General features: G+C 32.6%; 32 protein-coding genes and 1 pseudogene. 29 read left to right on the top strand and 4 right to left on the bottom strand.

Annotated features, from left to right (window positions below):
- The first annotated feature begins 424 nt into the window (after positions 1-424).
- The 7 genes from HGPG_RS03585 to phaC all read left to right on the top strand — a co-directional run bounded on the left by HGPG_RS03585 (position 425) and on the right by phaC (position 13,031).
- Positions 425-6,970: a S8 family serine peptidase gene (locus HGPG_RS03585; RefSeq protein WP_019124695.1), complete on the top strand. Its 6,546-nt coding sequence runs from the start codon at positions 425-427 to the stop codon at positions 6,968-6,970.
- Between the two features lie 383 nt (positions 6,971-7,353).
- Positions 7,354-8,553 (top strand): dicarboxylate/amino acid:cation symporter, encoded by a 1,200-nt coding sequence (locus HGPG_RS03580; protein ID WP_019124694.1) that lies wholly within the window; start codon positions 7,354-7,356, stop codon positions 8,551-8,553.
- A 320-nt stretch (positions 8,554-8,873) separates the two neighbouring features.
- Complete coding sequence (locus HGPG_RS03575; protein ID WP_019124693.1) at positions 8,874-9,302, top strand: flavodoxin; 429 nt, start codon at positions 8,874-8,876, stop codon at positions 9,300-9,302.
- 2 nt (positions 9,303-9,304) lie between these two features.
- Positions 9,305-9,889: a DUF3793 family protein gene (locus HGPG_RS03570; RefSeq protein WP_019124692.1), complete on the top strand. Its 585-nt coding sequence runs from the start codon at positions 9,305-9,307 to the stop codon at positions 9,887-9,889.
- Between the two features lie 198 nt (positions 9,890-10,087).
- A complete protein-coding gene (locus tag HGPG_RS03565) occupies positions 10,088-10,753 on the top strand; it encodes a GNAT family N-acetyltransferase (protein WP_019124691.1) in 666 nt (221 codons plus the stop codon).
- A 133-nt stretch (positions 10,754-10,886) separates the two neighbouring features.
- Positions 10,887-11,945 (top strand): poly(R)-hydroxyalkanoic acid synthase subunit PhaE, encoded by a 1,059-nt coding sequence (locus HGPG_RS03560; protein WP_019124690.1) that lies wholly within the window; start codon positions 10,887-10,889, stop codon positions 11,943-11,945.
- Between the two features lie 15 nt (positions 11,946-11,960).
- Positions 11,961-13,031 (top strand): class III poly(R)-hydroxyalkanoic acid synthase subunit PhaC, encoded by a 1,071-nt coding sequence (gene phaC / locus HGPG_RS03555; RefSeq protein WP_019124689.1) that lies wholly within the window; start codon positions 11,961-11,963, stop codon positions 13,029-13,031.
- 377 nt (positions 13,032-13,408) lie between these two features.
- Here phaC and HGPG_RS03550 read toward each other — a convergent pair.
- The 4 genes and pseudogenes from HGPG_RS03550 to lexA all read right to left on the bottom strand — a co-directional run.
- Positions 13,409-14,017 (bottom strand): annotated as a pseudogene (locus HGPG_RS03550) (site-specific integrase); the annotation flags it as partial.
- Positions 14,018-14,055: 38 nt separating this feature from the next.
- Complete coding sequence (locus tag HGPG_RS03545) at positions 14,056-14,604, bottom strand: tyrosine-type recombinase/integrase (RefSeq protein ID WP_036731283.1); 549 nt, start codon at positions 14,602-14,604, stop codon at positions 14,056-14,058.
- 45 nt (positions 14,605-14,649) lie between these two features.
- Positions 14,650-15,834, bottom strand: a complete 1,185-nt coding sequence (locus tag HGPG_RS03540) for an SAP domain-containing protein (protein WP_019124688.1) — start codon at positions 15,832-15,834, stop codon at positions 14,650-14,652.
- Between the two features lie 14 nt (positions 15,835-15,848).
- Positions 15,849-16,490 (bottom strand): transcriptional repressor LexA, encoded by a 642-nt coding sequence (gene lexA / locus HGPG_RS03535; protein WP_019124687.1) that lies wholly within the window; start codon positions 16,488-16,490, stop codon positions 15,849-15,851.
- Positions 16,491-16,636: 146 nt separating this feature from the next.
- On the opposite strand from lexA, the gene HGPG_RS03530 reads away from it, so the two are divergent.
- The 22 genes from HGPG_RS03530 to HGPG_RS03435 all read left to right on the top strand — a co-directional run bounded on the left by HGPG_RS03530 (position 16,637) and on the right by HGPG_RS03435 (position 24,854).
- On the top strand, positions 16,637-16,858 hold the full coding sequence (locus tag HGPG_RS03530; RefSeq protein WP_019124686.1) for a helix-turn-helix transcriptional regulator: 222 nt from the start codon (positions 16,637-16,639) through the stop codon (positions 16,856-16,858).
- Positions 16,859-16,879: 21 nt separating this feature from the next.
- Positions 16,880-17,104 carry a MerR family transcriptional regulator gene (locus HGPG_RS03525; protein ID WP_019124685.1) on the top strand — a complete coding sequence of 75 codons (225 nt, stop codon included), beginning with the start codon at positions 16,880-16,882 and terminating at the stop codon, positions 17,102-17,104.
- Positions 17,101-17,322 (top strand): hypothetical protein, encoded by a 222-nt coding sequence (locus HGPG_RS03520; RefSeq protein ID WP_019124684.1) that lies wholly within the window; start codon positions 17,101-17,103, stop codon positions 17,320-17,322. Before HGPG_RS03525 ends, HGPG_RS03520 begins: the two co-directional genes overlap by 4 nt.
- 141 nt (positions 17,323-17,463) lie before the next feature.
- Positions 17,464-17,637, top strand: coding sequence for a hypothetical protein (locus tag HGPG_RS10235; protein ID WP_019124683.1), 174 nt, complete (start codon positions 17,464-17,466; stop codon positions 17,635-17,637).
- Positions 17,638-17,655: 18 nt separating this feature from the next.
- Complete coding sequence (locus tag HGPG_RS03515; RefSeq protein ID WP_019124682.1) at positions 17,656-17,919, top strand: hypothetical protein; 264 nt, start codon at positions 17,656-17,658, stop codon at positions 17,917-17,919.
- Between the two features lies 1 nt (position 17,920).
- Positions 17,921-18,400, top strand: coding sequence for a siphovirus Gp157 family protein (locus tag HGPG_RS03510; protein WP_019124681.1), 480 nt, complete (start codon positions 17,921-17,923; stop codon positions 18,398-18,400).
- Between the two features lie 10 nt (positions 18,401-18,410).
- Positions 18,411-19,067 (top strand): ERF family protein, encoded by a 657-nt coding sequence (locus HGPG_RS03505; RefSeq protein ID WP_019124680.1) that lies wholly within the window; start codon positions 18,411-18,413, stop codon positions 19,065-19,067.
- A 12-nt stretch (positions 19,068-19,079) separates the two neighbouring features.
- Positions 19,080-20,000 (top strand): phage replication initiator YdaU family protein, encoded by a 921-nt coding sequence (locus HGPG_RS03500; RefSeq protein WP_019124679.1) that lies wholly within the window; start codon positions 19,080-19,082, stop codon positions 19,998-20,000.
- On the top strand, positions 19,975-20,763 hold the full coding sequence (locus tag HGPG_RS09945; protein WP_019124678.1) for an ATP-binding protein: 789 nt from the start codon (positions 19,975-19,977) through the stop codon (positions 20,761-20,763). The genes HGPG_RS03500 and HGPG_RS09945 overlap by 26 nt, the downstream gene beginning before the upstream one ends.
- The gene (locus HGPG_RS03490) at positions 20,760-20,957 is read left to right on the top strand and encodes a hypothetical protein (RefSeq protein ID WP_019124677.1); all 198 of its coding nucleotides are present in this window, start codon (positions 20,760-20,762) and stop codon (positions 20,955-20,957) included. Before HGPG_RS09945 ends, HGPG_RS03490 begins: the two co-directional genes overlap by 4 nt.
- Positions 20,954-21,469 (top strand): hypothetical protein, encoded by a 516-nt coding sequence (locus HGPG_RS03485; RefSeq protein ID WP_019124676.1) that lies wholly within the window; start codon positions 20,954-20,956, stop codon positions 21,467-21,469. The genes HGPG_RS03490 and HGPG_RS03485 overlap by 4 nt, the downstream gene beginning before the upstream one ends.
- The gene (locus tag HGPG_RS03480) at positions 21,466-21,726 is read left to right on the top strand and encodes an HNH endonuclease (RefSeq protein WP_019124675.1); all 261 of its coding nucleotides are present in this window, start codon (positions 21,466-21,468) and stop codon (positions 21,724-21,726) included. The genes HGPG_RS03485 and HGPG_RS03480 overlap by 4 nt, the downstream gene beginning before the upstream one ends.
- Position 21,727: 1 nt before the next feature.
- The gene (locus HGPG_RS03475) at positions 21,728-22,087 is read left to right on the top strand and encodes a RusA family crossover junction endodeoxyribonuclease (protein WP_218915208.1); all 360 of its coding nucleotides are present in this window, start codon (positions 21,728-21,730) and stop codon (positions 22,085-22,087) included.
- Positions 22,084-22,260 carry a hypothetical protein gene (locus HGPG_RS10230; RefSeq protein WP_019124673.1) on the top strand — a complete coding sequence of 59 codons (177 nt, stop codon included), beginning with the start codon at positions 22,084-22,086 and terminating at the stop codon, positions 22,258-22,260. Before HGPG_RS03475 ends, HGPG_RS10230 begins: the two co-directional genes overlap by 4 nt.
- Complete coding sequence (locus HGPG_RS03470) at positions 22,257-22,589, top strand: hypothetical protein (RefSeq protein ID WP_019124672.1); 333 nt, start codon at positions 22,257-22,259, stop codon at positions 22,587-22,589. Before HGPG_RS10230 ends, HGPG_RS03470 begins: the two co-directional genes overlap by 4 nt.
- Positions 22,586-22,741, top strand: coding sequence for a hypothetical protein (locus HGPG_RS10225; protein WP_019124671.1), 156 nt, complete (start codon positions 22,586-22,588; stop codon positions 22,739-22,741). Before HGPG_RS03470 ends, HGPG_RS10225 begins: the two co-directional genes overlap by 4 nt.
- Positions 22,738-23,163 (top strand): hypothetical protein, encoded by a 426-nt coding sequence (locus HGPG_RS03465; RefSeq protein ID WP_019124670.1) that lies wholly within the window; start codon positions 22,738-22,740, stop codon positions 23,161-23,163. Before HGPG_RS10225 ends, HGPG_RS03465 begins: the two co-directional genes overlap by 4 nt.
- Complete coding sequence (locus HGPG_RS03460; RefSeq protein WP_218915207.1) at positions 23,129-23,437, top strand: hypothetical protein; 309 nt, start codon at positions 23,129-23,131, stop codon at positions 23,435-23,437. Before HGPG_RS03465 ends, HGPG_RS03460 begins: the two co-directional genes overlap by 35 nt.
- Positions 23,434-23,637 (top strand): hypothetical protein, encoded by a 204-nt coding sequence (locus tag HGPG_RS03455; protein ID WP_019124668.1) that lies wholly within the window; start codon positions 23,434-23,436, stop codon positions 23,635-23,637. Before HGPG_RS03460 ends, HGPG_RS03455 begins: the two co-directional genes overlap by 4 nt.
- A gap of 13 nt (positions 23,638-23,650) precedes the next feature.
- On the top strand, positions 23,651-24,160 hold the full coding sequence (locus HGPG_RS10465) for a hypothetical protein (protein ID WP_019124667.1): 510 nt from the start codon (positions 23,651-23,653) through the stop codon (positions 24,158-24,160).
- Complete coding sequence (locus HGPG_RS03440) at positions 24,157-24,474, top strand: hypothetical protein (RefSeq protein ID WP_019124666.1); 318 nt, start codon at positions 24,157-24,159, stop codon at positions 24,472-24,474. The genes HGPG_RS10465 and HGPG_RS03440 overlap by 4 nt, the downstream gene beginning before the upstream one ends.
- Positions 24,471-24,854 carry a hypothetical protein gene (locus HGPG_RS03435; RefSeq protein ID WP_019124665.1) on the top strand — a complete coding sequence of 128 codons (384 nt, stop codon included), beginning with the start codon at positions 24,471-24,473 and terminating at the stop codon, positions 24,852-24,854. Before HGPG_RS03440 ends, HGPG_RS03435 begins: the two co-directional genes overlap by 4 nt.
- Positions 24,855-24,863 lie beyond the last annotated feature (9 nt).

Here is a 24,863-nt window from a genome sequence, read left to right as displayed (position 1 = left end):
TTTTTTTTATGTCTTGAAGTAGGACTTTATTGGCGTAAATATTTTTTAATTATAATTAGCTTTTTAGAAAATGCTAAGTTGTAAAATTAAATTTGACAAAAATAAATGATAAAACAAAAAATTTCAAAAATTAAAATCAAAGGTTCATAAGAAGAAATTAACAATATTACCGAAAAACATTTAATACAAGAATATTTTTAAGTTAATATTTTTAAAACTTATATAAATTTGTAAAGCAAGTTAGGTTATTAAAAGAATTTTATAAACCACAGAAATAATAATATTTTTAATTAAATTGTTTTGTTAAAAATACAATAGTTTTATTAAAGAAATGAATATTGAAAAAGTAATTTTCTGATGCTAAACTCTATTAGGTAAAAAATGATGATAATTATTATCGTTATAAAATTTATTTGGAGGAATTATGAATAAGAATTTAAGAAATTTTTCATCGTTGACTTTGTCGATGATATTTGTGATGAGTTCTTTTAATGGAGTTTTTGCGGAAAATAATATAGGCAATAATTCTTTAACTGAGACTCAAAAGATTGTTAGAGATAAAAAAGAATTTGATTCAAAGAAAAGTAAAATACTTGAAGACTTTGAAAAAGAAGAGCCAAGTGTAAAAGTTAAAAGAGATAAAGTTGTTTATTTTGTAGAATTTGAAGATAAGGCAAATAAAAATGAAATTTTGCAGACTTTAAATAAGATAAAAAACTTAAAGGTTTTATATGAGTATAATATTATTTTTAACGCTGTCTCTGTTGAAACTTACCCTGAAGAATTAGATAATTTAAAAAGTATTAAGGGTGTTAAAAATGTTGAAAGGGCAGGCAAATTAGTTCCACTTATGGAAAATGCAAGAAAGCTTGTAGGGGCTGATAGTGCCAGCGATTATCTAAAAGAGTTAAATGCAATAAATGCAAATCTTGGAAAAAATTATGATGGTCGTGGTATGGTAATTGCAAATATTGATACTGGAATGGATGCAAGTCACAAGGCTATGCGAATTGATGATGACGCGAAGAGTTCTTTAAAGATTAAAAAGGAAAATTTAAAAGGTTCTGATAAGGAATTCTGGTTATCGGATAAAGTCCCTCATTCTTTTAATTACTTAAATGGTGGTAAGATTACCACAGAAAAATATGACGATGGTTCTGATTATTATGATCCACACGGAATGCACATAGCTGGGATTTTGGCAGCAAATGATACTTTAGAAGATGTAAAAGCCAATAAAGGGATAAGAGGTATTGCACCTAATGCACAAATTTTTTCTTACAAGATGTATTCTGATGCCAGTGACGGTTTTGCTGGAGATGAGACTATGTTTCATGCCTTTGAAGATTGCATTAAGCATGATGTAGATGTTATTTCTGTTTCTTCTGGTTTTACGGGAACTGGTTTAGTAGGAGAAAAATATTGGTATGGAATTAGAGCTCTTAGAAAAGCTGGTATTCCTATTTGTGTTGCCACTGGTAATTATGCAACGTCATCTTCTAGTTCATCTTGGGATAGATATGCAAATAATTCTTTGAAAATGACAGATACAGGAAATGTAACGAGAACTGCTGCTCACGAAGATGCAATCGCTGTTGCATCATCTCGTAATACTAAAATTGATTATGAAGGCGTGAACATTGGCGGAAGAGATTTTAGATATTCTCAAATTGGTGCTTTCTTTGATAAAAATAATTTCCCTCAAGGCAAATATAATTTTATTTACTTGGGACAATGTCAAGATGAAGATATAGCTGGAAAAGATTTGAAAGATAAAATTGTTGTAATGGATAGAATTTATACTAAGGATCTGAAATTTGCCTTTAAAAAAGTTTTTGACAAAGGAGCAAAGGGATTAATAGTAGTAAATACAGTTTCTTATTACAATAGAGATGATTGGGAAAGTATTCCTGCTATGGGATATGAGCAAGATGAAAATACAAGAGTTCCTGTATTTTCTGTATCAGGCATGGATGGAAAATTAATCTGGGATATGATTTGTGATAGAAAAGTTGATGATAAGGAAGACTTTAAAGCAAAAGATTCAGATTACAGAATTGATATGGCAAAATATAATTCAAAGAAACCAAAAGTTGGAGACGAAAAAGAACTTAGCCTTAAATTTTTAAATCATAAAATTGCCTGGGAAGATACTAATGTTCCAGCTGGCTCAACTTCATGGGGACCAAGGATTGATTTAATGTTAAAACCTGATGTTTCTGCTCCTGGTAAAAATATTTATTCAACTTTAAATAAGATAAATGGTGTCGACACTTATCAATATATGTCAGGAACATCAATGGCTGCTCCAGTGGTATCAGCTTCAACTGTTTTAATAAGACCGAGAGTTAAAGAGCTTGTAAATGAACCGGTTATAAAATCAAGAGGTATAGATATAACTTCTCTTACAAAGATTATGCTCCAAAACACATCAACGCCAATGATTGATCCAACAACTGATGATGGAAATGGAAATTATTTATTTGCTTCGCCAAGACAACAAGGATCAGGTTTAATAAATGTTGAAAAAGCTTTAAAGAACAATTTAATTGTTTCTTACAAAGTTGAAGATTCTAAGGGAGAAATGAATTCTTACGGAGCTGTCTCATTAAAGGAAATTAAATCTGATAAAAAAGATTTTACAATTAATATAGACAATCCATCTGATAAAGACATAACTGTAAAAGTAAGTTCATCAAAAATCACAACAGATGGAGAAGTAACAAAGAAAAAATTAGACGAAGAGTATAAAGATGAAAATAGCAAAGATGGAAAACAAGTAGTTGCAGAAATTCATCCTAAAGAAGTTTCTGGAGCAAGCATAACTTTTGCACAAGATGAAATAACAATACCAAAAAGAGGCTCTTATGATTTGGGCGCTACATTACATGTGGGCGAAGCAATGAATAAGGACCAATTTGTCGAAGGCTATATAAAATTTGAATCTAAAGAAGAAAAAACTGATGCAAAAGATCCTCAGCCATCACTTTCAATGCCTGTAATGGGATTTGCTGGTGATTGGAACAAAGAACCAATTGTTGATAAATGGGCTTGGGAAGAAGGTTCAAGGTCAAAGGGTATTGTAGGTTATGATGATGAAGGAAATCCTAAAATTCCAGGAACATTAAATAAAGGCCGTGGTGGAGAGCATGGTATAGATTTATTTAAGCCGGCAGGAGTAATTCAAAATAGGGAAACTGAAAACAAAACTTTAGACCAAGATCCTGAATTATTTGCTTTTAATAACTCACAAGACTTCAATATGAATTCTAGTGGAGATAGTAAAATTATTTCTGGAAATGAAATTGATAGAGGTCTTACACCTAGTCCATTGATTTTAAGATCTGCATCTGACTGCAAAATTTCTATTGTAAATACAATGGATGAAAATAATCAAAAGCCACTTAAAGTTATTACAGTTGATCATTTTATAAAGGGAATTTTAAATTCAAAGAGAAGTGACGCAAAGGGAATTAAGGGCTCAAAGTTAAAAGTTTATGGCGATTTGAGATGGGACGGATTAATTTATAATCCTCATGCAGAAGATAAAACTGATCCAAATTATATTGAAGGAAAATTTGATCCAATTGCAGAAGGTCAATATTATTATAAATTTGAGTATAGACTTTCTCCAAAATATCCTTATCAAGTTTCATACATTCCTGTAAAAATAGATAGAACTGCACCAAAAATTGTTAGCCTAAATGCAGAAAATCCAGATGAAATTATTTTAAAGGTTAAAGATACTTATCATCTTCAAAAAGACAAGACAAAAACTCTTTTTGAAAGAGACCAAGAAAAAAATCCAGCTGATTTTAACGAAGTAAACAATAAAGTTTGGTTTGCAGGGGCAGCTTTTGTAAATGAAGATGGAGATATAGAAGAAAACTTAAAGGTAGTTAACACTGGAAAAGTTGACAAATATGGAAGCTTTGAAATGGATAACGAAGGAAATTCTGTTTATAAAATCCTCGGTGCAAATAAAAATCTTCTTGGCAAGACTTTAGAAGTTGCAGCTCTTGATGGTGCTTCAAACTTTACAAATTTATATAGAATTAAGTTTGATAAAGAAGTTAAAAATGGAAAACTAGAATATTTCCTAGAAACTGAAGATGGTCAAGCTAATGAGAAACTTGGAGAAATTGATGCATCTAAGCTTAAAAATGTAGAAGTAAAAGAAGATAAAAAAGAAGAAGATAAGGCAAGAGATAATAAAAAGAAGGATTATGGAAATCCTGAAATAAGCATAGAAAAGAATAGTTCTTATATAAAAGAACTTACGGAAGAAGATACCAAGAGAATCATAGAGCCAAAGGAAATAAAGAAAACTAATGAGTTTACAGGAGAAGATAGCATAGATTATGACTATGGCGATATTAAATCAATAGATGAGTATGGTATTCCTTCAAGATATTCTGATGGTTCTCCTATGGAATTTAAAGATAAAGATTTAGATACATTAAAGGATATGGGATATATTGGAAAAATTATTCCAGATTCAAATGGTGGCTTTGACATAAAGGGAGAAGTTAAAAATGTTTCTCAAGATGCAAAAATTTATTTTGTATCCACTACAATGTCAAAGACAAATAAGAGAGAAGAGGTAAAGAAAGTTCCTGGTTCTTATGATGAAAATACTCACAGTCTAAAATTTAATTTATGGGCAAATAAGGATGATATAGACAATAATAAGGGAATTGACTACAAAGGAGATATCGAATTATTTGTAGTAGACAGTGGTAAAACAAGTAAGAGTATTTTCCTTAGAATGCCAAAAGAAAAAAATACTAGCGTAGAAAAAAATGAATCGTCTAAGCTATTAACTTCAGAGCATAGCATTGTAGAACTTGGTGGAGAAGATCTTGGCGGGAAATTAAAAGAAGACAAAGATGAAAATGGAAAGACTTTTTATAGAGTGAGAGATGAACTTAGAATAAAAAAGGGTTATGGAGTTAGAATTATTTCTAGAAATCCAGGCAAGACAAATCTAGACGCAAACTACACTGAAGATTTTATAAATAATGATGAAGATGTAAAGACTTTTGAAGCTAATATAAAAGTTTTAGATGGATTTAATGTAGTTAGGTATGAAATCTATAAATTAGATGGTAGTAAAGATCTTAAAGAGGAAAATCTAATTGAAGAAATGGGCAAGTGCTTCTATGTTGATAGAGATAAAGTTCAATTGAATATGGATCCAGATACTTTTTATCCATATACTGATGGAAATAAGGGAGAACTTTATTTTAGAAAGAGTCCTCACACATTGAGAGGTAAAATTGGAGATAAGGGTGGATTTAATTGGCATCTTAGAATAAATGAATCAATGATTGACCAATATTTAATTTATGGTGATTTAAAATCTGATAATTCAAAAGATTTTGAAGTTAAATTAGATGTTAGAGATAATGATGTAATGGATTGGTCAGCAAAGGATTATAAATTAAATGGACCTGAAGGCGGAATTTTATCACAATACAGAATTTACATGGACAGGTTTAAGCCAGAAATAAAATTATCTAAAGATGATAATTCAGAAAACCCAATTACTTTAAACTATGGGGATAAAAAAGTTTATTTAAAGGTTTCAGATAAGAGAGATGCGGATAAACCTGGTCGTATAGAAAAAGTTAATATTTTCGCAAATGGCAAAGAGTTTGACCAAAGTAAAAATTTAAAAGATTTTGCTCAAGATGATAGAATTGAAATAAAAGTAATAGCCTCAGACTATGCAAGAAATACAAGTGTAAAAATATTTGATTTAGATTTAGATAAGGATGAAATTAGAGAAATCGAAAACGAAGATGTAAAAGTAACAGTAAATGGAAATGAAGAAAATGTAAAACAAGGAGAAGATTTTGTCCTTCCAGAATACAATGAAAATGTAGAGACAAATAAAAAATTCATTGGCTGGAATGTAAGAGGTATTATTCAAAAGCCGGGACATATATTCCTTGCTAAAGAAGATATTGAAATTGAACCAGTATTTGAAGAAGTTAGCCAAAAGAAATATACTGTAACTTTTGAGGCAAACGGAGGAAGTGGAAAAATTCCATCTCAAACTGTTACAGAAAAGGAAGAAATTGAATTGCCACAAAACACATTTGTAGCACCTGAGGGTAAAGTTTTTGATGCTTGGATTGTTTCAGGAGATAGAAACAAGAAAAATGCTGGAGAAAAAATTAAAGTTGATTCAGATATAACAATTACAGCGTCTTGGAAAGATATTAAGGAAGAAAAACCAGCAGATGAGAACAAAAAACCATCTGAAGATAATTATCCTGACAAAAAAGAAAATGAATCAAATAGTAATTCAAATAAAGAAAATAATTATCCATTGATCAGAAATAGAAATCACGAGAAAATGAGTCCTGTCTTTACAAATAACGGCATAAACAATAACCCAGGAAGTATATTTTCAACTAATGATGATAATACAAATGGACTTGAAAATCACTGGGCAAAAGATGCAATTAATAATGCAGTAAATAAAGGTTACTTTAAAGATATTGCAGAGTTAAATAATTTTATGCCAGACAAAAATCTTACTAGAGCAGAATTTGTAACAATTCTTGGAAGAGTCGCAAATGTTGACACAAATAAGTATAAAAATAAAGTATTTTCAGATGTAGATGAAAATAAATACTATGCTCCTTATGTTGATTGGGCATACAAAAATAAAATAGCATGTGGATTTGGTGATGATACTTTTATGCCGGATAAAGAGCTTACTAGAGAAGAAATGTGTGCCTTCCTATCAAGATTTAATAAAGTAAATAAATTAAATAATAAGGTAGAAAATACAAATATTGATTTTAAAGATGAAAAAGATATTTCATCGTGGGCAAAAGATTCTGTAAAAGAAATGGTTAAACTTGGTTTAATTAAGGGAATGGATGACGGAAAGTTTGCACCAAAAGAAAAGCTAACAAGAGCACAAATTGCACAAGTTGTATTTAGCATGAAATAAATTTTCTGCTATGGCTTTTTTGCTAGCTAAGACTGAAATTAGATATATTTTAGTAGGTGAAGAAAATAGAAACAGAAAATCTTTAGACTTTATAACAAAAAGTTGAATAGGAGAAGGAAGATAGACTGTTTACAAGTTAAGATATAATTAAAGTATTACGGAGATTCATTAAATTGAATCTCCTTTTTAATTTTAGATGGGATATTTACAAATGAGATAAGAGGAATTTAAAAACTATAATTTTTTTAGTAAAATATAAAATAAACTATATGAAGAGAAATTATTTTATAAAGATTAAAAAATTTTAATACTTTTATTTTTCTAAAATGGTAAAATGATAGAAGAAGTAATACTTCAAATTTATAAAATTTTAAGGAGGAGAAATGAAAAAGAATAGTTTTTTTAATTCCTTAGTTTTTAAACTAATCTTAGGAATTATTATAGGAATTTTTGTAGGAAGAATTTCCAGCGAATCAGCAATCATTGTAATCAATACTATTAAGAGAGTTATGGGAGACTTAATTGGCTATGTAGTTCCACTAATAATTTTGGGATTTATCACTCCTGCCATAGTTTCTTTAAAGGAAAGTGCAGGCAAGATTTTAAGTGTAACTCTTGCAATTTGCTACATATCATCTGTGGGAGCTGCCACAATGTCTTTCTTAGCAGGTAGGGCCATTATTCCAAAGCTTAACATTGCGTCAGATGTTGGCGCAGGCAATGCCATTCCTGAATCAATTTTTAAGTTATCAATTGATCCAATTATGCCTGTTATGACAGCACTTGTAACTTCAATTTTATTTGGAATTGCAGTAATTGTTACAAAATCAGAACATTGGGAAAATTTGCTAATGGAACTTAATAAAATTGTTTTATCGATTGTAAATAATTTCGTTATAAAGATTCTTCCAGTTTACATTGCAACTACATTTGCAACTTTATCTTATGAAGGAGCAATTATTTCTGAATTGCCAGTTTTTATAAAGATAATTTTAATTGTAATAGTTGGACATTTTATTTGGATGACTCTTATGTATTCAATAGCCGGGGCTATTTCAAAGACAAATCCAAAGGAAGTCTTCAAACATTATCTGCCAGCTTATTTAACAGCTGTAGGAACAATGTCCTCTGCTGCAACTCTTCCAGTGGCATTAGATTGTGCTAGAAAATCAGAGACACTTGATCCAAAGATCAGAGACTTTGCTATTCCACTTTGCTCAAACACTCACTTATGCGGTTCAGTTTTGACAGAAGTTTTCTTCGTAATGACAGTTTCACAAATTATATATGGAAAGCTTCCAGAAATTTCTAACATGATTGTCTTTATAGTTTTGCTTGGAATTTTTGCAATAGCGGCACCAGGAGTTCCTGGAGGAACTGTAGTGGCATCTCTTGGACTTATCACATCAATTCTAGGATTTAACGACACAGGAACAGCCCTAATGCTATCAATTTTTGCACTTCAAGACAGTTTTGGAACTGCTTGTAATGTAACATCTGACGGTGCAATTGCCCTAATGGTTACTGGAATATTTAAAAAAGTTCCAGGAAGGGGAGAAGGTAAAAAGCTAAAGGAAGCTTAATTTTATAAAATATTTGACCAAGGATTCGTCCTTGGTTTTTTTATTTGTGAATTTATCTTCTAATTTAATTTAAAAGAATTTATTATTTTATTTTAAAATTTTTGCTTCCAATTAAAATTTTATAATCATTTTGAGCTTCAAGATAATAATTAATTTTTCTCAGACTTTACTTTAGAAATTATTTAATCAACTTTTGAAATTATAAATATTAAGATAATAAAAATATTTAAAAAATTCTTATAATATTATATAAAAAATTAAAAAAATATTTATTACAATTAAATTAAATGATAATAAATTTCAAAATTGGAGGAAATAAAATGAGTAAAGTAAATGTAATTTATTGGTCTGGTACTGGCAATACAGAAAAAATGGCAGAGGCAATAGTTAAGGGTGCTGAAGGAGCAGGCGCTGAAGTAAAACTAATCCAAGTAGGTTCCGCTACAGAAGATGATGTAAAAAATGTAGATAGAATTGCCTTTGGATGTCCTGCCATGGGAGCAGAAGAGCTTGAAGAAACTGAGATGAGACCTTTTATGGATAAGGTAAATCCACTTCTTTCTGGGAAAAATGTTGTTCTATTTGGATCTTATGAATGGGCTGATGGCGAGTGGATGAAACTTTGGCAAGAGGAAGTTGAAGGCACAGGTGCAAAATTAGTTGATGATGGCTTTGCTGCCTATGATAATCCTGACGAAGATGCACTAGAAGAGTGTGAAGCTCTTGGAAAGGAACTTGCAAGGTCCTAAGTATGATTAATAATTCTATTTTCATTGAATTTTTTGATCAAATAAAAAATTTTAAAGATTTCGAATATCTTCACGCTCTAATTAAGTCCACAGTGGCTCCAACTTATAAGGATTTAAAATTGGGTACAATGATGAATTTGAGAAATGGAAATAGACCCTTAAAGGACTTATGGTTAAAAAATAAATTTTTAATTGGAGATGCACTGGAGCTTGATTTTTTTGAATTAAAGGAAGGGGAAGATTTCATTTTAGTTTATTTTTTCAAAAAAGATAAATTGATGAAAAAATTATCCAACAAAAAAATTTCAGAATTTTTAGATTTCATGGGATACGAAAATTGTAATCAAGTTGATGACTATCTGGGTCTCTTAAAAAGTAGGTTCAATGACAGCTGTCCTGATGAGATAGGAGTTTTTTTGGGCTATCCTTTAAAGGATGTAATTGATTTTAAAGATCGCCACAAAAAAATTTGCAAGTGCACAGGTTATTGGAAGTGCTTCAACGATGAAGAAAGTTCCAGAAGGGCTTTCGAAAAATTTGACCAAGTAAAAATTGTAGAGATGAAAAGTATTTTAGAAGGAATTTGAGACTGCTTAGGCGGTCTTTTTTTATGTATTTAAAAATTAAAATTTAGGTCAGTTTGAAAAAAATTCTAGATAATTTTGAAATTTTATTATACAATATTTAGAACATATAATTTATGCTAATGCGTTAAAGAAAAATATACTTATTTTTTACGCAGATTATATTTTAAAATGAAATTTTAGGATTAATATAGAGGTACTATGAAAAAATTAATTTTTAAGTTTTTAGGAAAAGAGCATATTGACGAGATATATGAGCTCACATCAGAGGTGTATGAAGGCATTGAGAATAAGGAAATTTTTTCTCACGACTCAAAGAGTGACTTGGAACACTTAATTGACAATGGAGGAGCCTTTGTAGGTGTCTATGATGGGGACAGGCTCGTTGCTTATAGGAGTTTAAAAGTCCCTGACAGAGAAGATAATTTGGCTTATGATGTGGATTTTTTTGTGGATCCTGACAAGGTCGTTATCAACGATACTGTCGTCGTCTTAAAGGAATATAGGGGAAGAAACCTACAAAATCTAACTAGAGAAAAGTTGGAAGAAAAATATAAAGATTCTAAATTTTCTCACAAGATGTCCACAATCTCTCCCAAGAATCATAGGTCCTACAAAAATACTTTGGATTCGGGCTACATGCTTGTGGCGCTAAAAAAGAAATATCCCGATGAATTTTCAGAAGAGGGTTATGATAGATTTATTCTATTAAAATCAGAAGACATTAATTTTGATTTTACTGGGGAAGAAATCACTATTCACTCAAGTGAAACTGAAAAGTTAAAGGAGGCTTTTGAGGCAAATTATGTAGGTGTAGCTGTAGATGATGAGGGAAATATTTTGTTCAAAGAGGCAAAAATAGTTTAATTTTATAATTTAGCAGATAAAATAAATAAATTTATAAAATGTTAATATTAGATTAGCTTAGGGTATAATAAAATTATAAAGATAGAGTATAAACATAAAATAATATAGTTTAACCATAAGAGGAGGAATTAATTTGGATAAAGGATACAATTTTTTTGAAGATTATATGAATTCACAACAAAAGATGATGAATATGTGGCAAGATTATGCAAAGTCTTTTGGCGGAAGTAACTTCAACCCTTTTAGTGAAGAATATCTTTCAAGTTTTAATAAAATTTTTGGAGATTTAGGAAGTGCAGATTTCTTCAATTACAGAGGCACACCTAGTGAACTTGCACAAAAAATAAAGGATACATCTAAACTTTATTACAGCATTTATGAACTTTATAAAAATATTTATGACAAGAACATTGAGCCAACTAAGGAAAATATGGAAAGAATAATGAAAGAGTATAAGGAAGGCTCACTTCAATACATCAACAATTATCTTTTCCCATATATTCCTGTAGATCTTCAAAATTTAATCAAGCAATGTATAGGCGCTTGTGAAAGTTACAGAGACGCGCTTATTACAGTTTATGGTCCTTGGATGGATACTTCTTCTGACTTAATGGATTCTGTAATGAAGGGAGCTTTTGCTGATCCTAAGGCTTTCCTTGAATTTTTCAAACTTTGGAAGAAAAATTATGGGGAAACTTTTGGCAAGATGTTAAACTCTCCACAATTTGGTATTGACAGAAATGCCTATGAAAGAAATATGAAGACAATAGATAAGTTAATTACATTTATGGGCAATTATCTTGAACTTACTATGATGCTTTCAAATTTAGTTAACGAATCTACTGAAAATGTTGTAAAAGATAGCTTTGAAATGATTAAGAAGGGCGAAGCTCCTAAGACTTATGAAGAATTTTACAATTATTGGAGAGAAAAAACTTCTAATGAGTTTGATAAATTGTTCTATTCTGATGAATTTTCTAAATTCTTAGGAAACTTTGTAGATTCTCTAATGCTACTTAAGATTGACTTAGACCAAGTGATAGAAGAATCACTTAAGTGGTACCCAATACCAACAAACTCTGATATGGATTCACTTTACAAGACTGTTTATGAACTCAAAAAAGAAGTTAGAACTCTTAGAAAACATATTAGAGACAAAGAATACGAAGAAGAAAAAAAGGACAATAAATAATAGGAGGTTATTGATTTGAAAAATGTTTTTGGAATAGATTATGTTAAGTCAATGTCAGATATGGTCGACTCATACGAAAAACTAATCAAGGGTGTAGATACTCTTATGAATGTTGACTACAGTGGCTTTGACGCAACTCCTAAGGAGCTAATTTTTCAAGAAGACAAGATGAAACTCTACCACTATGAGCCAAAGGTAAAGGATCCAAACAAAATTCCTACCCTAATTGTCTATGCTCTTGTTAATAAACAATATATGATGGACTTGCAAGAAGACAGGTCTCTTATTAAAAACCTATTAGAAGGTGGACAAGATATTTACATCATTGACTGGGGCTATCCAACAATGGATGATAAATATATTGGACTTGGAGACTATATTAACGGCTACATCGACGACTGTGTTGACATAATTAGAAGAAAACACAATATCGAAAAAATTAATATTATTGGAATTTGTCAAGGTGGTACTTTCTCCTTTATTTACACTGCAACTCATGGAGAAAAAATTAATGCACTTGTATCACTAGTAACACCAATTGATTTCTCTACAGATGATGGACTTCTATTTAAATGGGGACCATATCTAAATCCTGAAAATATGGTAAAGGCCTTTGGAAATGTGCCAGGAGAATTTATGAATGCAGGTTTTGTATTCTTAAAGCCAATTGACCTAATGATGGACAAGTATGTTGGCGTAATTGATTCTCTTGACGATCCAGATAAACTTGCCAACTTCCTTCGTATGGAACACTGGATTTTCGATTCACCTGACCAAGTTGGACGAGCATATCAAGAATTCCAAGAAGAAATGTATCACAAAAATAATTTGATTAAGGGAGAATTTTATCTCGATGGCGAAAGAGTTGACCTTAAAAATGTAAAATGTCCAGTGCTTGCAATATTAGGTACAAAGGACAACCAAGTTCCTCCAAATGCTACTAGACCAATACCTAAGGCTGTTGGTTCAAAGGATGTTGAACTTGTTGAAGTTGAAACAGGTCACATTGGTCTCTTTGTATCTGGCAGAAGCCAAAGGGAAGTTGCACCAAAGATTAATGAATTTTTAACAAGTAAATCTAAATAAAAAATTAACCGAGCTTTGATGCTCGGTTTTTTAATTATATTTTAAATTTTGAGGCTCCTTAGTGGAGCCCTTCTTTTTTATGTATGTAAAATATTATAAGACTTCTTAATGAAGTTTTTTTATGTGATATGGAAGAAAATAAAAATTTAAAACTCAAAAATAAGAACTTATAAATTAAGGCTAGAAAACAATAAAAAAAAAGAGTACCAAACTTGGTACTCTTATGGTGCCCAGAGCCGGAATCCATTTTTAAACTTACATTATTTTGGCATATCTTCGTATCGTTTGATTTTAAGCCATTCGAGGGTATGCTTTTTTAAAATATTTTGGTATAAATAGGCATATTTTATACACGGTAGCCAACACAGTAGCCAACTTTAAAACAAATCATTTAATTTGTTTACTTCCTGGTCGGCTTGATTTTTTATGACATGAGTATAGACGTTCAAGGTTATTTCAATTTTGCTATGACCCAGGAGCGACTGTACTACTTTTGGAGAAACACCTTTCTCAAACAATCTCGTGGCATAAGTGTGACGAATTGAGTGCAAGGTCAAATCTCGATAGCCGTGCTTTTTGCAAAAATTTCTCACACGCTCCTGCGGGAGTTTCCTATCTAAATAATTTCCTGTTCCATTTGGAAACATAAGATTTTTATTTACATAGTCTGGATTATTTTTTATATAATCATTTTGCAGCTTCCTATAATTTTCAACTTGCCTAACCACATTGTCCGGTAGAGGGACAAAGCGATAAGAGTTTATAGTTTTTAAAGGTGTTATTTCCTGGACCACTTTTCTTTTATTTCCATCATCGCTAATAATTTGTGATTTGGAATACTGTTTATTTATTTCAAGACCACCGTCGTGGAAGTCGGGCCACTCAAAAGCAAGACCCTCAGAAAGCCTGCAGCCAGAAGCAAAATAAATATAAATCAGCATATCAGTTGGAGTATAAGTAGTCAAGTTCAACTCCGAGAAGAAGGTGTCCTGCTGCTCAACTGTGAAATGCTGATACCTTGTTCTTAATTTTTTTCTTTTGGAAGGCTAACGTTATAAGTTGGGTCGTGAAGGATATACTTTTCTCCTATCGCCATTTTAAAGCAGGTTTTAACCCTACCAAAGACATCTTCTGTTTGTTTCAGTGAATTATTATCCAGCCAATAATTAACAGTTTTTCTGATTAGGAAGACATCAATCTTTGAGAGCCTGGCATTCTCGAGAGGACTGCCAAGAATTCTAAGCCTATAATCGGCTTCGTATTTTTCAAAGGTCGAGTTTGAAACATTAGGCTTTTTAAAGACATAAATCCACTCTCGGAAGAAGTCACCAAAAGTGACATCATCTTTTAAAGATAAAAGGCCCTGCGACACTTGTAAGGTTTTTTCTTTCAACTTAGTTTGGATCTCAGCCTTATTGTAACCGGAGATGGACCTTTTTATTTGTTTGCCATTTTCATCGTAACCAACTGTGTAGCGACCAGTGAAATACTTTCTACCATTTCTTATTTGATAGGTTATTGAGCCAGCACCATTTTCTTTTTTTTCTTTTTTTTCTTTCTTTACTTTTCCCATTTTCCATCACTAAGCTCCTTTTTGAATAAAGAAGGTTGAATTATTTTAAATATAATTTTTTTCAAGTTCTTTATTACATTTTTCAATATCTTCTAATCCCAACAATACAAATCTGAATATTTCATCTTTACCAGCCAACGGACCATCAGAAACTAACCTTTCAAATTTTTTTACAGTCATATAGTTTTTGTCAAAACGGTCTTTTAACTCTTCTTTTGGTATTTCTCTAACTTTATTAATTAAGTAGGGAGCGATGAAAGGAGCAATGCCAGATACGTCAATGCAAATTATTTGCAAGGCCCAGTCAGGAATAAGTTCTTCTCTTTTTGAGTCTTTAAGATTTTCAAGCTCAGTCATTAGAATAGCAGCCAACTGACGATAGCTACTCACTGAAAGTCGTAATTCTTGCAAGCAGGCCCAGCTAATATCCGAACCACTAGGAACAAATCCCCAAAGGTTTTGGAAATGCTCCCAGGTTTCCTTATAAAACTTCAAAGGAATGACGTCGCTGTTTTTCATTCTGTGATAGTAGAGCCAAGGCTTATTATTTTTTAGAATAGAACGACCAGCTTCACTGATAGCATATATAGGGTCATTGTTTTCATTTTGAGCATCGACACTAAAAGCATTATTTTCTAAAATTCTATCTATCAGTTCTGATTTTTTGCCAGAAACTTTTAAGTTATTTTTTTTCAAGATTTCTTTTAGTTCCACTACGGTTTTATATTTTAATATTTCATCAATTTTAGGTGGAGCTAATATCCCGGAATCAATCCAGCCTTTGTGAATTTCAGCTGCATTTTTAATAAAATACCTGTCAGAAAAATAGGCAGGGTAAGAAGTTACAGGGTAGCTCTGCATATCACACCAATAAAGCAATTGAGTTTTTCCAAGTTCATTCAACAAAGCACGTTCTTCTGGGTCAGAGGGTGGTTTATTTGAAGATTTACTATGAGAAAACGAAACTTCAAAATGTGGAGATTGACTTGGACCTTCATCTAAATTCGATTTATTAACCGAAGGAACATAATATTTATTTTGATTTATTTTCTTTGTTTTTGTTTTGGAATCAGTAAACAATCGCCAAGAAAGAGCAAAGAGAACCAAAGCAACAATAAGAAAAAGAAAACATTCAAACTTGGCATTTAAAACATCGTAAAAAGTATAAGCCATAAGGACAAGAAAGAGTCCAACTATAAAAGATAAGAAACCAAGTATTTTTTTAAACATAAAGCACCACCCTTCTATAAAACCTTACTTAGTTTATATGTGGCCTTTCCCAAGATTAGAGCAGGCACACCACCGTCCAAAGTTATTGGAGGGAAGCTAGGGTTTTCAGCTCTAAGTTGGACCACACCGCCTATTTTATAAACCCTTTTCAAAGTCGCTTCTCCATCGATAAGTACCGCAGCAATCTCACCATCATCGACGTCGGACTGCTTTTTTATAAAAACAATATCGCCAGAGTTGATGTTGGCATTTATCATGCTGTCACCCTTAACCCTTAGACAAAAATCAGCTTGGACCTTTTCATCAAAGTCGATATATTCTTCAATGTGTTCTTCAGCAAGAATAGGATTACCAGCAGCAATTGTACCAAGAAGTGGTATCTTTTTACTTCCTTTTTTGAGGGGAATAATATTATTGTACTTACTGAAAAAATCTTGATACTTGTTTTTTATTTCAGATTGGCCATACAAATAATTCATATCCACATTAAAAAAATCGGCAATAATTTCTAACATTTCTTTATTTGGCACCCGTTTATTATTTTCATAATTACTTATTGTTTGCCTAGTAACCTCAAGGGAGTTGGCAAGCTGCTGTTGATTTAGTCCTTTTTCTTCCCTAAGCTCCTTGAGGATATCACTAAAATTCTTACTCATTTTAACACCTCCCATAAGTAGAGTATAAACGAATTGTTTACATTATACAAGAAAAAAGTTCTACAAACTGTTGACAATAAAAAAGGGGGTGCTATAATATAAATAAAGCAACAATACGTTGACGAAAAGCGGAGGTGATTATACGGATGACAATCGGCGAAAAACTTAAATGTTTGAGGGAAGAAAAAGGAATATCAGTAGACGAAATGGCTAAAGAACTGGACTTAACAAGACAAGCAGTCTACAATTATGAAAGCAATTCTAGAATACCAAGAGATGAAATAAAAGTTAAAATTGCACAATACTTCAAAAAAAGCGTTGAAGAAATTTTTTTTGACACTAAAGCAACGGAATGTTGCAAATTATAATTTTTTAAGAGGAGCAAGGAAATGAATGAAGTTCTAGAAAAATTACAAGAAATCGAGAACAATGTGAAGCTAAGTTTTAAGGCTGGCCTAACTTTAGACGAGGCCAGCACTTATACAGGAATTGGAAGAAAGACTTTGGAAGAAGCCATAAGACTTTACAGCGTACCTTATAGCACCATTGGAAGAAAGAAAATTATTTACAAGGAATATTTAAACGAACTTTTAAAAGCAGGAGTAGAGATGTGAGAAAAGAAATAAATAAAGAAAAAGAAAGGTTAAGAATCAGAAGGCATAACATAAACCTAACAATTAGAAGAGCAGCAGGAATAACATTACTAATTTTTGCCGTAAGCGTAGCCTTCATTTTACTATATGCGGTCTTCGAGTTTTTCATACACTTTATATGTTTTGGAATGTACAAATCAACAACGATGACCAAAGGTTTTTTTACCAGATACCTATAAGAAAAAGGGGTTGAGAATGGAGAATTCAAAAAAGAGCATAAAAAAAGGGTCCCTGCAAAAACCACTTGCAGGAACCGAACAAAAGAAATAAATAAATTATCTAAAACAATTATATCACAGAAAAAAGGAAAAGGAAATAAAATGGGAAATTTTGAGCTGGAAAACTTAATGGAAAATTATGAGTTTTCAAAAAGCCTACTAAGAAGGAGCACGAACTGGGAGCTGAAGAAAGAAATTAGAAAAAACATGAAAGACATTTCTAAGAAAATGAACCAACTCCTAGAGGAGCAAGAAAGACTAGATGTAAATTTTTAAAAGAGAGAGGAGAAATAAATGAACTATCTAACAAACCAAATTCACAAAAACATTAAGGAAGTAAGCACATACACCATAGACGGAAAAAAATTTTTTAAGACCAAAGAGGAGCTAATAAGAAGCTACAAGACGGACGAGGTAGTGAGAATTATAAATGAGTGCGTAGGCTCAGTTTTTGACTACGACAAAACAATGTACGCAGACAGGATAGCAAATAACATCATGAAAAGAATGGGCGAAATTATAGAAATTTGCAAGGTAGAAGAAGGAGAAGAAAAATAAAATGGAAAATTTCACACTTTACGAATTAACGGAACTTTATACAAACTTACTAGACCTAGACCTAGAGGACGAACAGGTGCAGGAAGCCCTGGAAGACATAGACGAGAAGATAGAAGTAAAGGCAGACAACATAGCAAAGCTGATAAAGGGTCTAGAAGGTCAAAAAGATATCTGCAAGGCGGAAGAAGAAAGAATTTATAAAAGAAGAAAGAGCATAGAAAACAGGATAGAAAACCTAAAGGAATATTTAAAAGCTACGATGATAGCAACAGACAAAAGGAAATTTAAAACCGACTTATTCAGCTTCAACATTCAAAAGAATAGAGCTTCAATAAAGATTTTAGACGAAGAAAAGGTGCCAGAAGAATACGTAGAATACGACAGAAAAGTTTTAAAGGATAAGCTAAAAAAGGCAATCACGGAAGGACTGGAAGCAGACTACGCAGAAATGATACAAAGCGAAAGCATAAGGATAAGATAAGGAGCAGGAAATGGATAATACAATTTTTCAAAAATTACAAAACATTCAAAGCAAGTTGAAGGTAGAAAAGAAAAACTATAACAGTTTTGGAGGATACAACTACAGGAGCTGTGAGGACATACTGGAAGCGGTAAAACCGCTTCTTGTAGAAAATAACCTGGCCCTAGTCATGACGGACGAAGTAGAAGCAATTGGAGAAAGATATTATATCAAAGCCACAGCAACTTTATACGACACGGAAAACGGAACAAACATATCAGCAACAGCCTATGCAAGAGAAGTTAAAGAGAAAAAGAAGATGGACGATGCCCAAGTTACAGGAAGCTCAAGCTCATATGCAAGAAAGTACGCACTCAATGGCTTATTTGCCATTGACGATGCTAAAGATAGCGACTTTCTAAACAAAGACGAAGCTTATACAGCAAACCAACAAACAAGACAAAATACTCAGCAGGGGCAACAGGGAAGACAAAGCAACCAACAACGAAGCAACCCAAGCAACATTCTAGAAAGCACCAGAAAAGAAATATCCCAAATGCTCAAAGTAAAGCATATTCAAAACAAGGATTTTATAAACTGGCTAAAGAAAAACTTCAACACGGACAAGCTAGACGGCCTACAAGTAAACCAATTAAACGCAATCAAAAGCCAAGTGGCAAGCTGGTAAGGAAGATAGAAAATGAAAAAAAACACAGTCAAACAATTACTTTTAATGAACAACTACTACTCACTAAATAAAACTTTAGTGAGTAGGTTGGGGATAGAAGAAGCCTTCTTCATTTGTCTTTTGGCAGAAGCGGAACAACTTTTTAAAGGACATGAGAAAGATGATTATTTCTTCCAAACAGCCAAGGAAATAGAAACAAGAAGTGGCTTGAGCAGTTACAAACAAAGAACCATTATAGCAAGCCTGGAAGAAAAAGGACTTATAAAGACGGATCTAAAAGGAATACCGGCAAAAAGATACTTCAAGCTGGAATACGAAAGCATTTCAAAGTTTATTTTTGAAGGAGAAGAAGCAGAAAAAGAAGAAGAGGAAGAAACCGCAGAAACTCCAGATGTTAAAAATTTTGACAACAAGGAATCAAGTGACCCAGAAAAAGGGGGAGACTTAACAACAAGATGTGAAAAAATTTCACAACAGGCAGTAAAAAAACTTAACAACAGTGAGTCAAAAAATTCAACATCTAATTATAAAGAAAGTAATATAAAGAACATATATAAAGAAAATAACCCTATAGGGGCGGGGGAGAAAAAAGAAGAAGTAGGAGCAGCAGAAAAAGAAATAAAAGCTATCACTACCGACAAAGAGATGCAAGAAGTAATAAAAGGCTTTGCCAAAGAAGACCTGGAGCTCATAGATGCCATAAAGGAATTTTATAAAGCAAGAAAGATTTTAAAGAAGCCACTAACCGCAAGAGCACTAAAACTAAATATTAACAACCTAAAAAGAATTACAACGGACCGCCAGGAACAAATAGCGATTATCAACCAAAGCATACAAAAGGGGTGGCAAAGCTTCTACGAGCTACCTAAGGACCACCCGATAGGAGCAAAGAAAAAGGAGAAAGATAATGCTAAATATGGATTTAATTTCTAAGGGATTGAGGACGGAAGGAACAGCGAAAACCCTAGAGGAAATACTGCAAGAAGAAGTGAGGAACTACAACTCAACGGAAGGAACTGAAACAAACTGCCAAACTTGCAAGGGAAAGGGCTACATCATGGAAATTCAAAAAGATGAGTTCTTAGGACCCTACACCACAGTAAAAGAGTGTGGCTGCATGAGAAGAAAACTAGAGTTGCAGAAAGCTAAGAACAGCGGAATAGTTCCACTACTCAAAAAGAATTTTAACAACTTCGAAACCACTAACGATTGGCAGAAAAATATAAAAGCTCTGGCCATAGAGAACGCAAAGACTAAAACCTGGTTCTTTATTGGCGGTCAATCCGGAGCAGGGAAGACACACATATGCTCAGCCATTACCAACCACCAGTCCAGGAACAACGTAAAAGTAAAGTACATGGTCTGGACCGACGACATAAGAGAGTTAAAGAGCTTCGAAGACGACACCTTGATGTACCAGTCAAAGAGGGTGGAGTGCTTATACATCGATGACCTTTTTAAAAAGCCAAAGAGGGAAGACGGACTGCCAAATTTAACCGCAGCAGATGTGGACAAGACCTGGGAGCTTATAAACTTTAGGTATTCTAACAGGCTAAAGACCATAATCTCGACGGAGCTATCCATCGACGACATTATAAGGATTGATGAGAGCCTGGGCAGCAGAATAAAGCAAAACTGCGGCAAGTATATCATCAACCTAAGCAGGAATCAAGAAAGGAACTACAGACTGATATGATTTACCAGGAAGCTAAAGAAGCTTTTAATAACAGGAGCAAAATTATAGTGGACGGAAGGACATATAAGCATATAAATGCCATTATTTTTAGACGACACGAACAAATCGAAGTAATACAGCTAGAGTTGCAAGACGAAGCTAGCGAAAACTCAGTGACAGTCGTAAAAATGGAGAAGGCCGAGGTGGCAGAATGAAACTAAAAGGTAGATTAAAAAATATTAATTACAGCAAGGAAGGCAAGCCACAGATAACCCTGGAGCTAGAGAGGTACCTCGATGTAAATAGCATAAACGACATAGAGGAAGAAGACCTGCTAAATATTAAAATTACAAACGCAAGGAAGTCACGAACCCTGGACCAAAACAACCTACTCTGGGCAATAATAAGCGACATCGACAAGAAGATAAACGGAATCCCTTCTGAGGAGTCCAGGTGGCAAATCTATGTACAGGGAATAGAGGAAGTAGGAGCAGAATACGAAGACATAGTAATACCGACCAAAAGCTTTGAAATGTTTAAAAATGCTTTTAGAGCCTATAAGATTTTAGACCAAAGAGGAGACCAAATCCTAATGCGATGTTTTATTGGCAGTAGCAAGTTTGACACTAAACAGATGGGAGAACTTATAGACTTCTTTATTAAAAAAGCCAGCGAACTAGGAATAACAATAATTGACTACAGAATGGAGTACATGAATTTATTTTGAAAGAAAAAAGAGAGTGCGAACTATGTGGAAGATATGATTATTTAGAGGAGCACCACCTTATACCAGGAAGAGGACTAAGAGACCTATCTGATAAATACAAACTAACAAAAAATCTTTGTAGGAGCTGCCATAACAAAGTACATAGCGATAAGGAGCTATTAATTAAAAGCAAGCAGGAAGGACAAAAACAGTTTGAAAGAACTCACACGAGAGAAGAGTTTATAAAAATATTTGGGAGAGATTATCTTGATTTATAAATTGACTTACGAAGTACAGCTGCCAAGCACGAACCAAATTATCAACTCCAATCGGAATAATAAATTTGCAGCAGCAAAACAAAAAAAGAAATATACCAAACTCATCGCATACTTAACCAAGGCACAGATGAGGAAGAGCATAGAGAAAAAGGTGGACATAAGCTGCCACTGGTATGTGAAAAACAGGAAGACCGACAAAGACAACATAGCGGGAGGAATAAAGTTCCTACTAGACGGATTACAGGAAGCACAGGTAATCAAAAATGATGGGTGGAAGGAAATCGGAAACATTTTTCATTTTTTTGAAGTCGACAAGGACAACCCGAGAATTGAATTATTTCTAACGGAGGTAGAAGAATGAAAGTTAGAAAAGTGTATGAATTAATAAATAAATATAGTACAAGTCTTAATGACGAGATTTTATTTTATGACAGCAACGGTAACGAAATAAAATTAGCTGACATAGATGGAGATGATGGAGAGATTTTTGTTATATTGAACAAAAATCTAGTGCAGCCAGAGGTGGAAGAATGAACTTTCAAATAAATAAACTTAATAGATTTTTAAAAATATCACTTGACAGTGCAGACTTAGTTGAAACTTTTGAATTAGTAAATCCATTTACTGATGGATTAGGTTTAGGGAGAAGAAACTATTCTGAATCTATAAGGCAAGGAGTAAAAGAAGTTATTGACTTAAAACAAGAAAACATTAAATTAAAAGACCGATTAGAATATGCACTTGATGACTTAAAGGCATATGGAGAGGTAATTCCCTTAGATGACTTAGATGATTTAACTGATGAAAACAAAGAAAAAATTAAAGAGTTTCTTAAAAATTTAGGAAAAGAGGCGGAAGAGTGAAATTTAAAATATCTTTTGAATTTGAAACCTACGATGACTGGTCGAAAGCAGATGTTAAAGAAATTGTAGATACAGTAATAGACCCTATATATCGCTTAGGTGATATGTGCATTGGAGAAATTAATGTTGAAGAAATAGAGGAGCAAGAATGAATATTTTAAAACAAGACCAGCTAACAGAATTACCGGTTTTAAAGATTAAGGGAAACGTGATGGGAAACAGAGTTCTAGGGAGCAACGTCCACGATACCTACGTACTAGGAAAAGACGGAGGACTTCACTACCTAAACATTCAAGGAATGATAGGCACAGAATACGGAGAACTAGAGTTTGAAGTTGAAGACGACGACTCCTACGAAAGGACTTTTAAAAGCTGGAATTTTATAGAGCTAATGGACCACGATGCGAAGAGACTAGGAATCGAAGAGGAAGAAGAATACAAAGAAGCCAGAAAGAAAATCAAAAACATTTTTATTAAAGCATTTAAAGATAAAGACGAAAGACAAAACGAGATAATGATGGAAGTCTTAAAACAACATTTTGAAGAGTTTGAAGGGAAAAAGAGAAGGAAGTAAAAAGGAGAAATTAAGCATGAACAAAAAACCGTTTGAAGTAGGACAAAGAGATTTAGATGAGGAAGCAGAAGAATTCAAAGAAGGACAGCTAGTTTTATATGAAGGTACGTTTGGATTTGAAATAGGAAAAATAAAAAAACTAAAAGGCAAGCGTAGAGCATATGTCTGGTATCACAGTGGAGACACAGCAGCACTAACTGACTTAAAACTTTTAAAACCAATAATAAACGATTATTGTACCAAAGATTTACTCGATAAAGGGGTGGAAGAATGAAAACTAAGGAGCTAACTTTTAAAGATAAAGTTAAAGGATTTATCATACTGAATTATCATTGCATGGACTTTGAAGTTGAAAATCTAATAAAAGAATATGAACTTGGGGAAATATCAGAAGACTACTTAGATGGATATTTAAAAGGGGTTAAAGATTTTAAAGATATGCTAATAGAAGCTAATATGAGCATTATAAAATAAATGAGGTGGAAGAGTGAAGACAATAGCATTTAGTGATTTTGAATTAAATTTACTTCATGGGCTTTTGGCAGACGAAGAAATAAGGCTAAAAAAGGCTTATAAAATTATTTCAAAGAATGGAGATAACTTTGGAAACACGAAAAATTATATAGAAAAAATAAATAAGCTAAGAATGAAATTCTCAAATATGGACGACTCAGAAGATTACTTTGAAGTCTTTAATAGAATCGAGGAAAACAGTCTAGATACAAAAGCGGAGATGGAAGAAATGAAGTACAGAAAAAAGCCTGTGGAAATTGAAGCAATAAAATACGAAAAAGAACATATAGCTAGAGCGTTAGATTTTTGTAACAAACTTAGGTATAGCCCATTCGATAATGAGTATTATGTCGACACTTTAGAAGGTTTCGTGAAAGTGACAGAAGGCGACTTTATTATTAAAGGAGTCAATGGAGAGTTCTATCCTTGCAAGCCAGATATTTTTGAAAAAACTTATGAAAAACTTTTTGAGGTTGAAGAATGAGAGCGTGGATATTAAGTTCAGACGAAAGCCCAGAAAATTATTGTAGTCTTGTATGGGCTGAATCAAGAGGTAAAGCAAAAGCACAAGCTAATTATGATGGTCCTTATGCGTATCAATACAGCCTAGAGGTAGATGACTTTACAAGTATAAGAGCAATTAGAGCCAAGAGTTTAGATAATGGTGAGGAATTGTCAGAGAAAGAGATTTGCTTGCGACTTATAAAAGACTATGGATGGAGTTTTTATGTAGGTCATGAAATTTATGACGAAGATAACATTGAAGAATTTGAAAAACTTTTTGAGGTGGAACAATGAACAATAAAACACTAGAAGAATACAGTGTGTATTCTCCATTTGATATTAAAAAACACAAAGAGACATATATAAACTATTTGGAAGTTTTGATTTTAGAAGAGGGAACAGTTGAATATGCAGTACCCTCTCATCAAGAAAAGGCATTAGAGATAGCTTGTAAGAAACTAAACAAGACCAAGCAAGAAATTGAAGACATGTGCCCTAGAGAATACTATTGCGATTATCTAACTTGGCTGTTAGGAATAACAGGAAGTATTTCAGTATGGGGGACTAATGATGAATACTTTATCGTTTATAAAACCATTAATAAAAAGCAGATAGCCACGCTTAAAAAATTAAAGAAGCACGGATTATATAAGGGAAATATACCAATTATTTAAGGGGGTTAA

The sequence above is a fragment of the Peptoniphilus grossensis ph5 genome (assembly GCF_000311825.1).
GTDB classification, from domain to species: Bacteria; Bacillota; Clostridia; order Tissierellales; family Peptoniphilaceae; genus Peptoniphilus_A; species Peptoniphilus_A hominis.
Note: the sequence above shows the minus strand (reverse complement) of the source record. Positions and strands in the feature narration are given on the sequence as shown.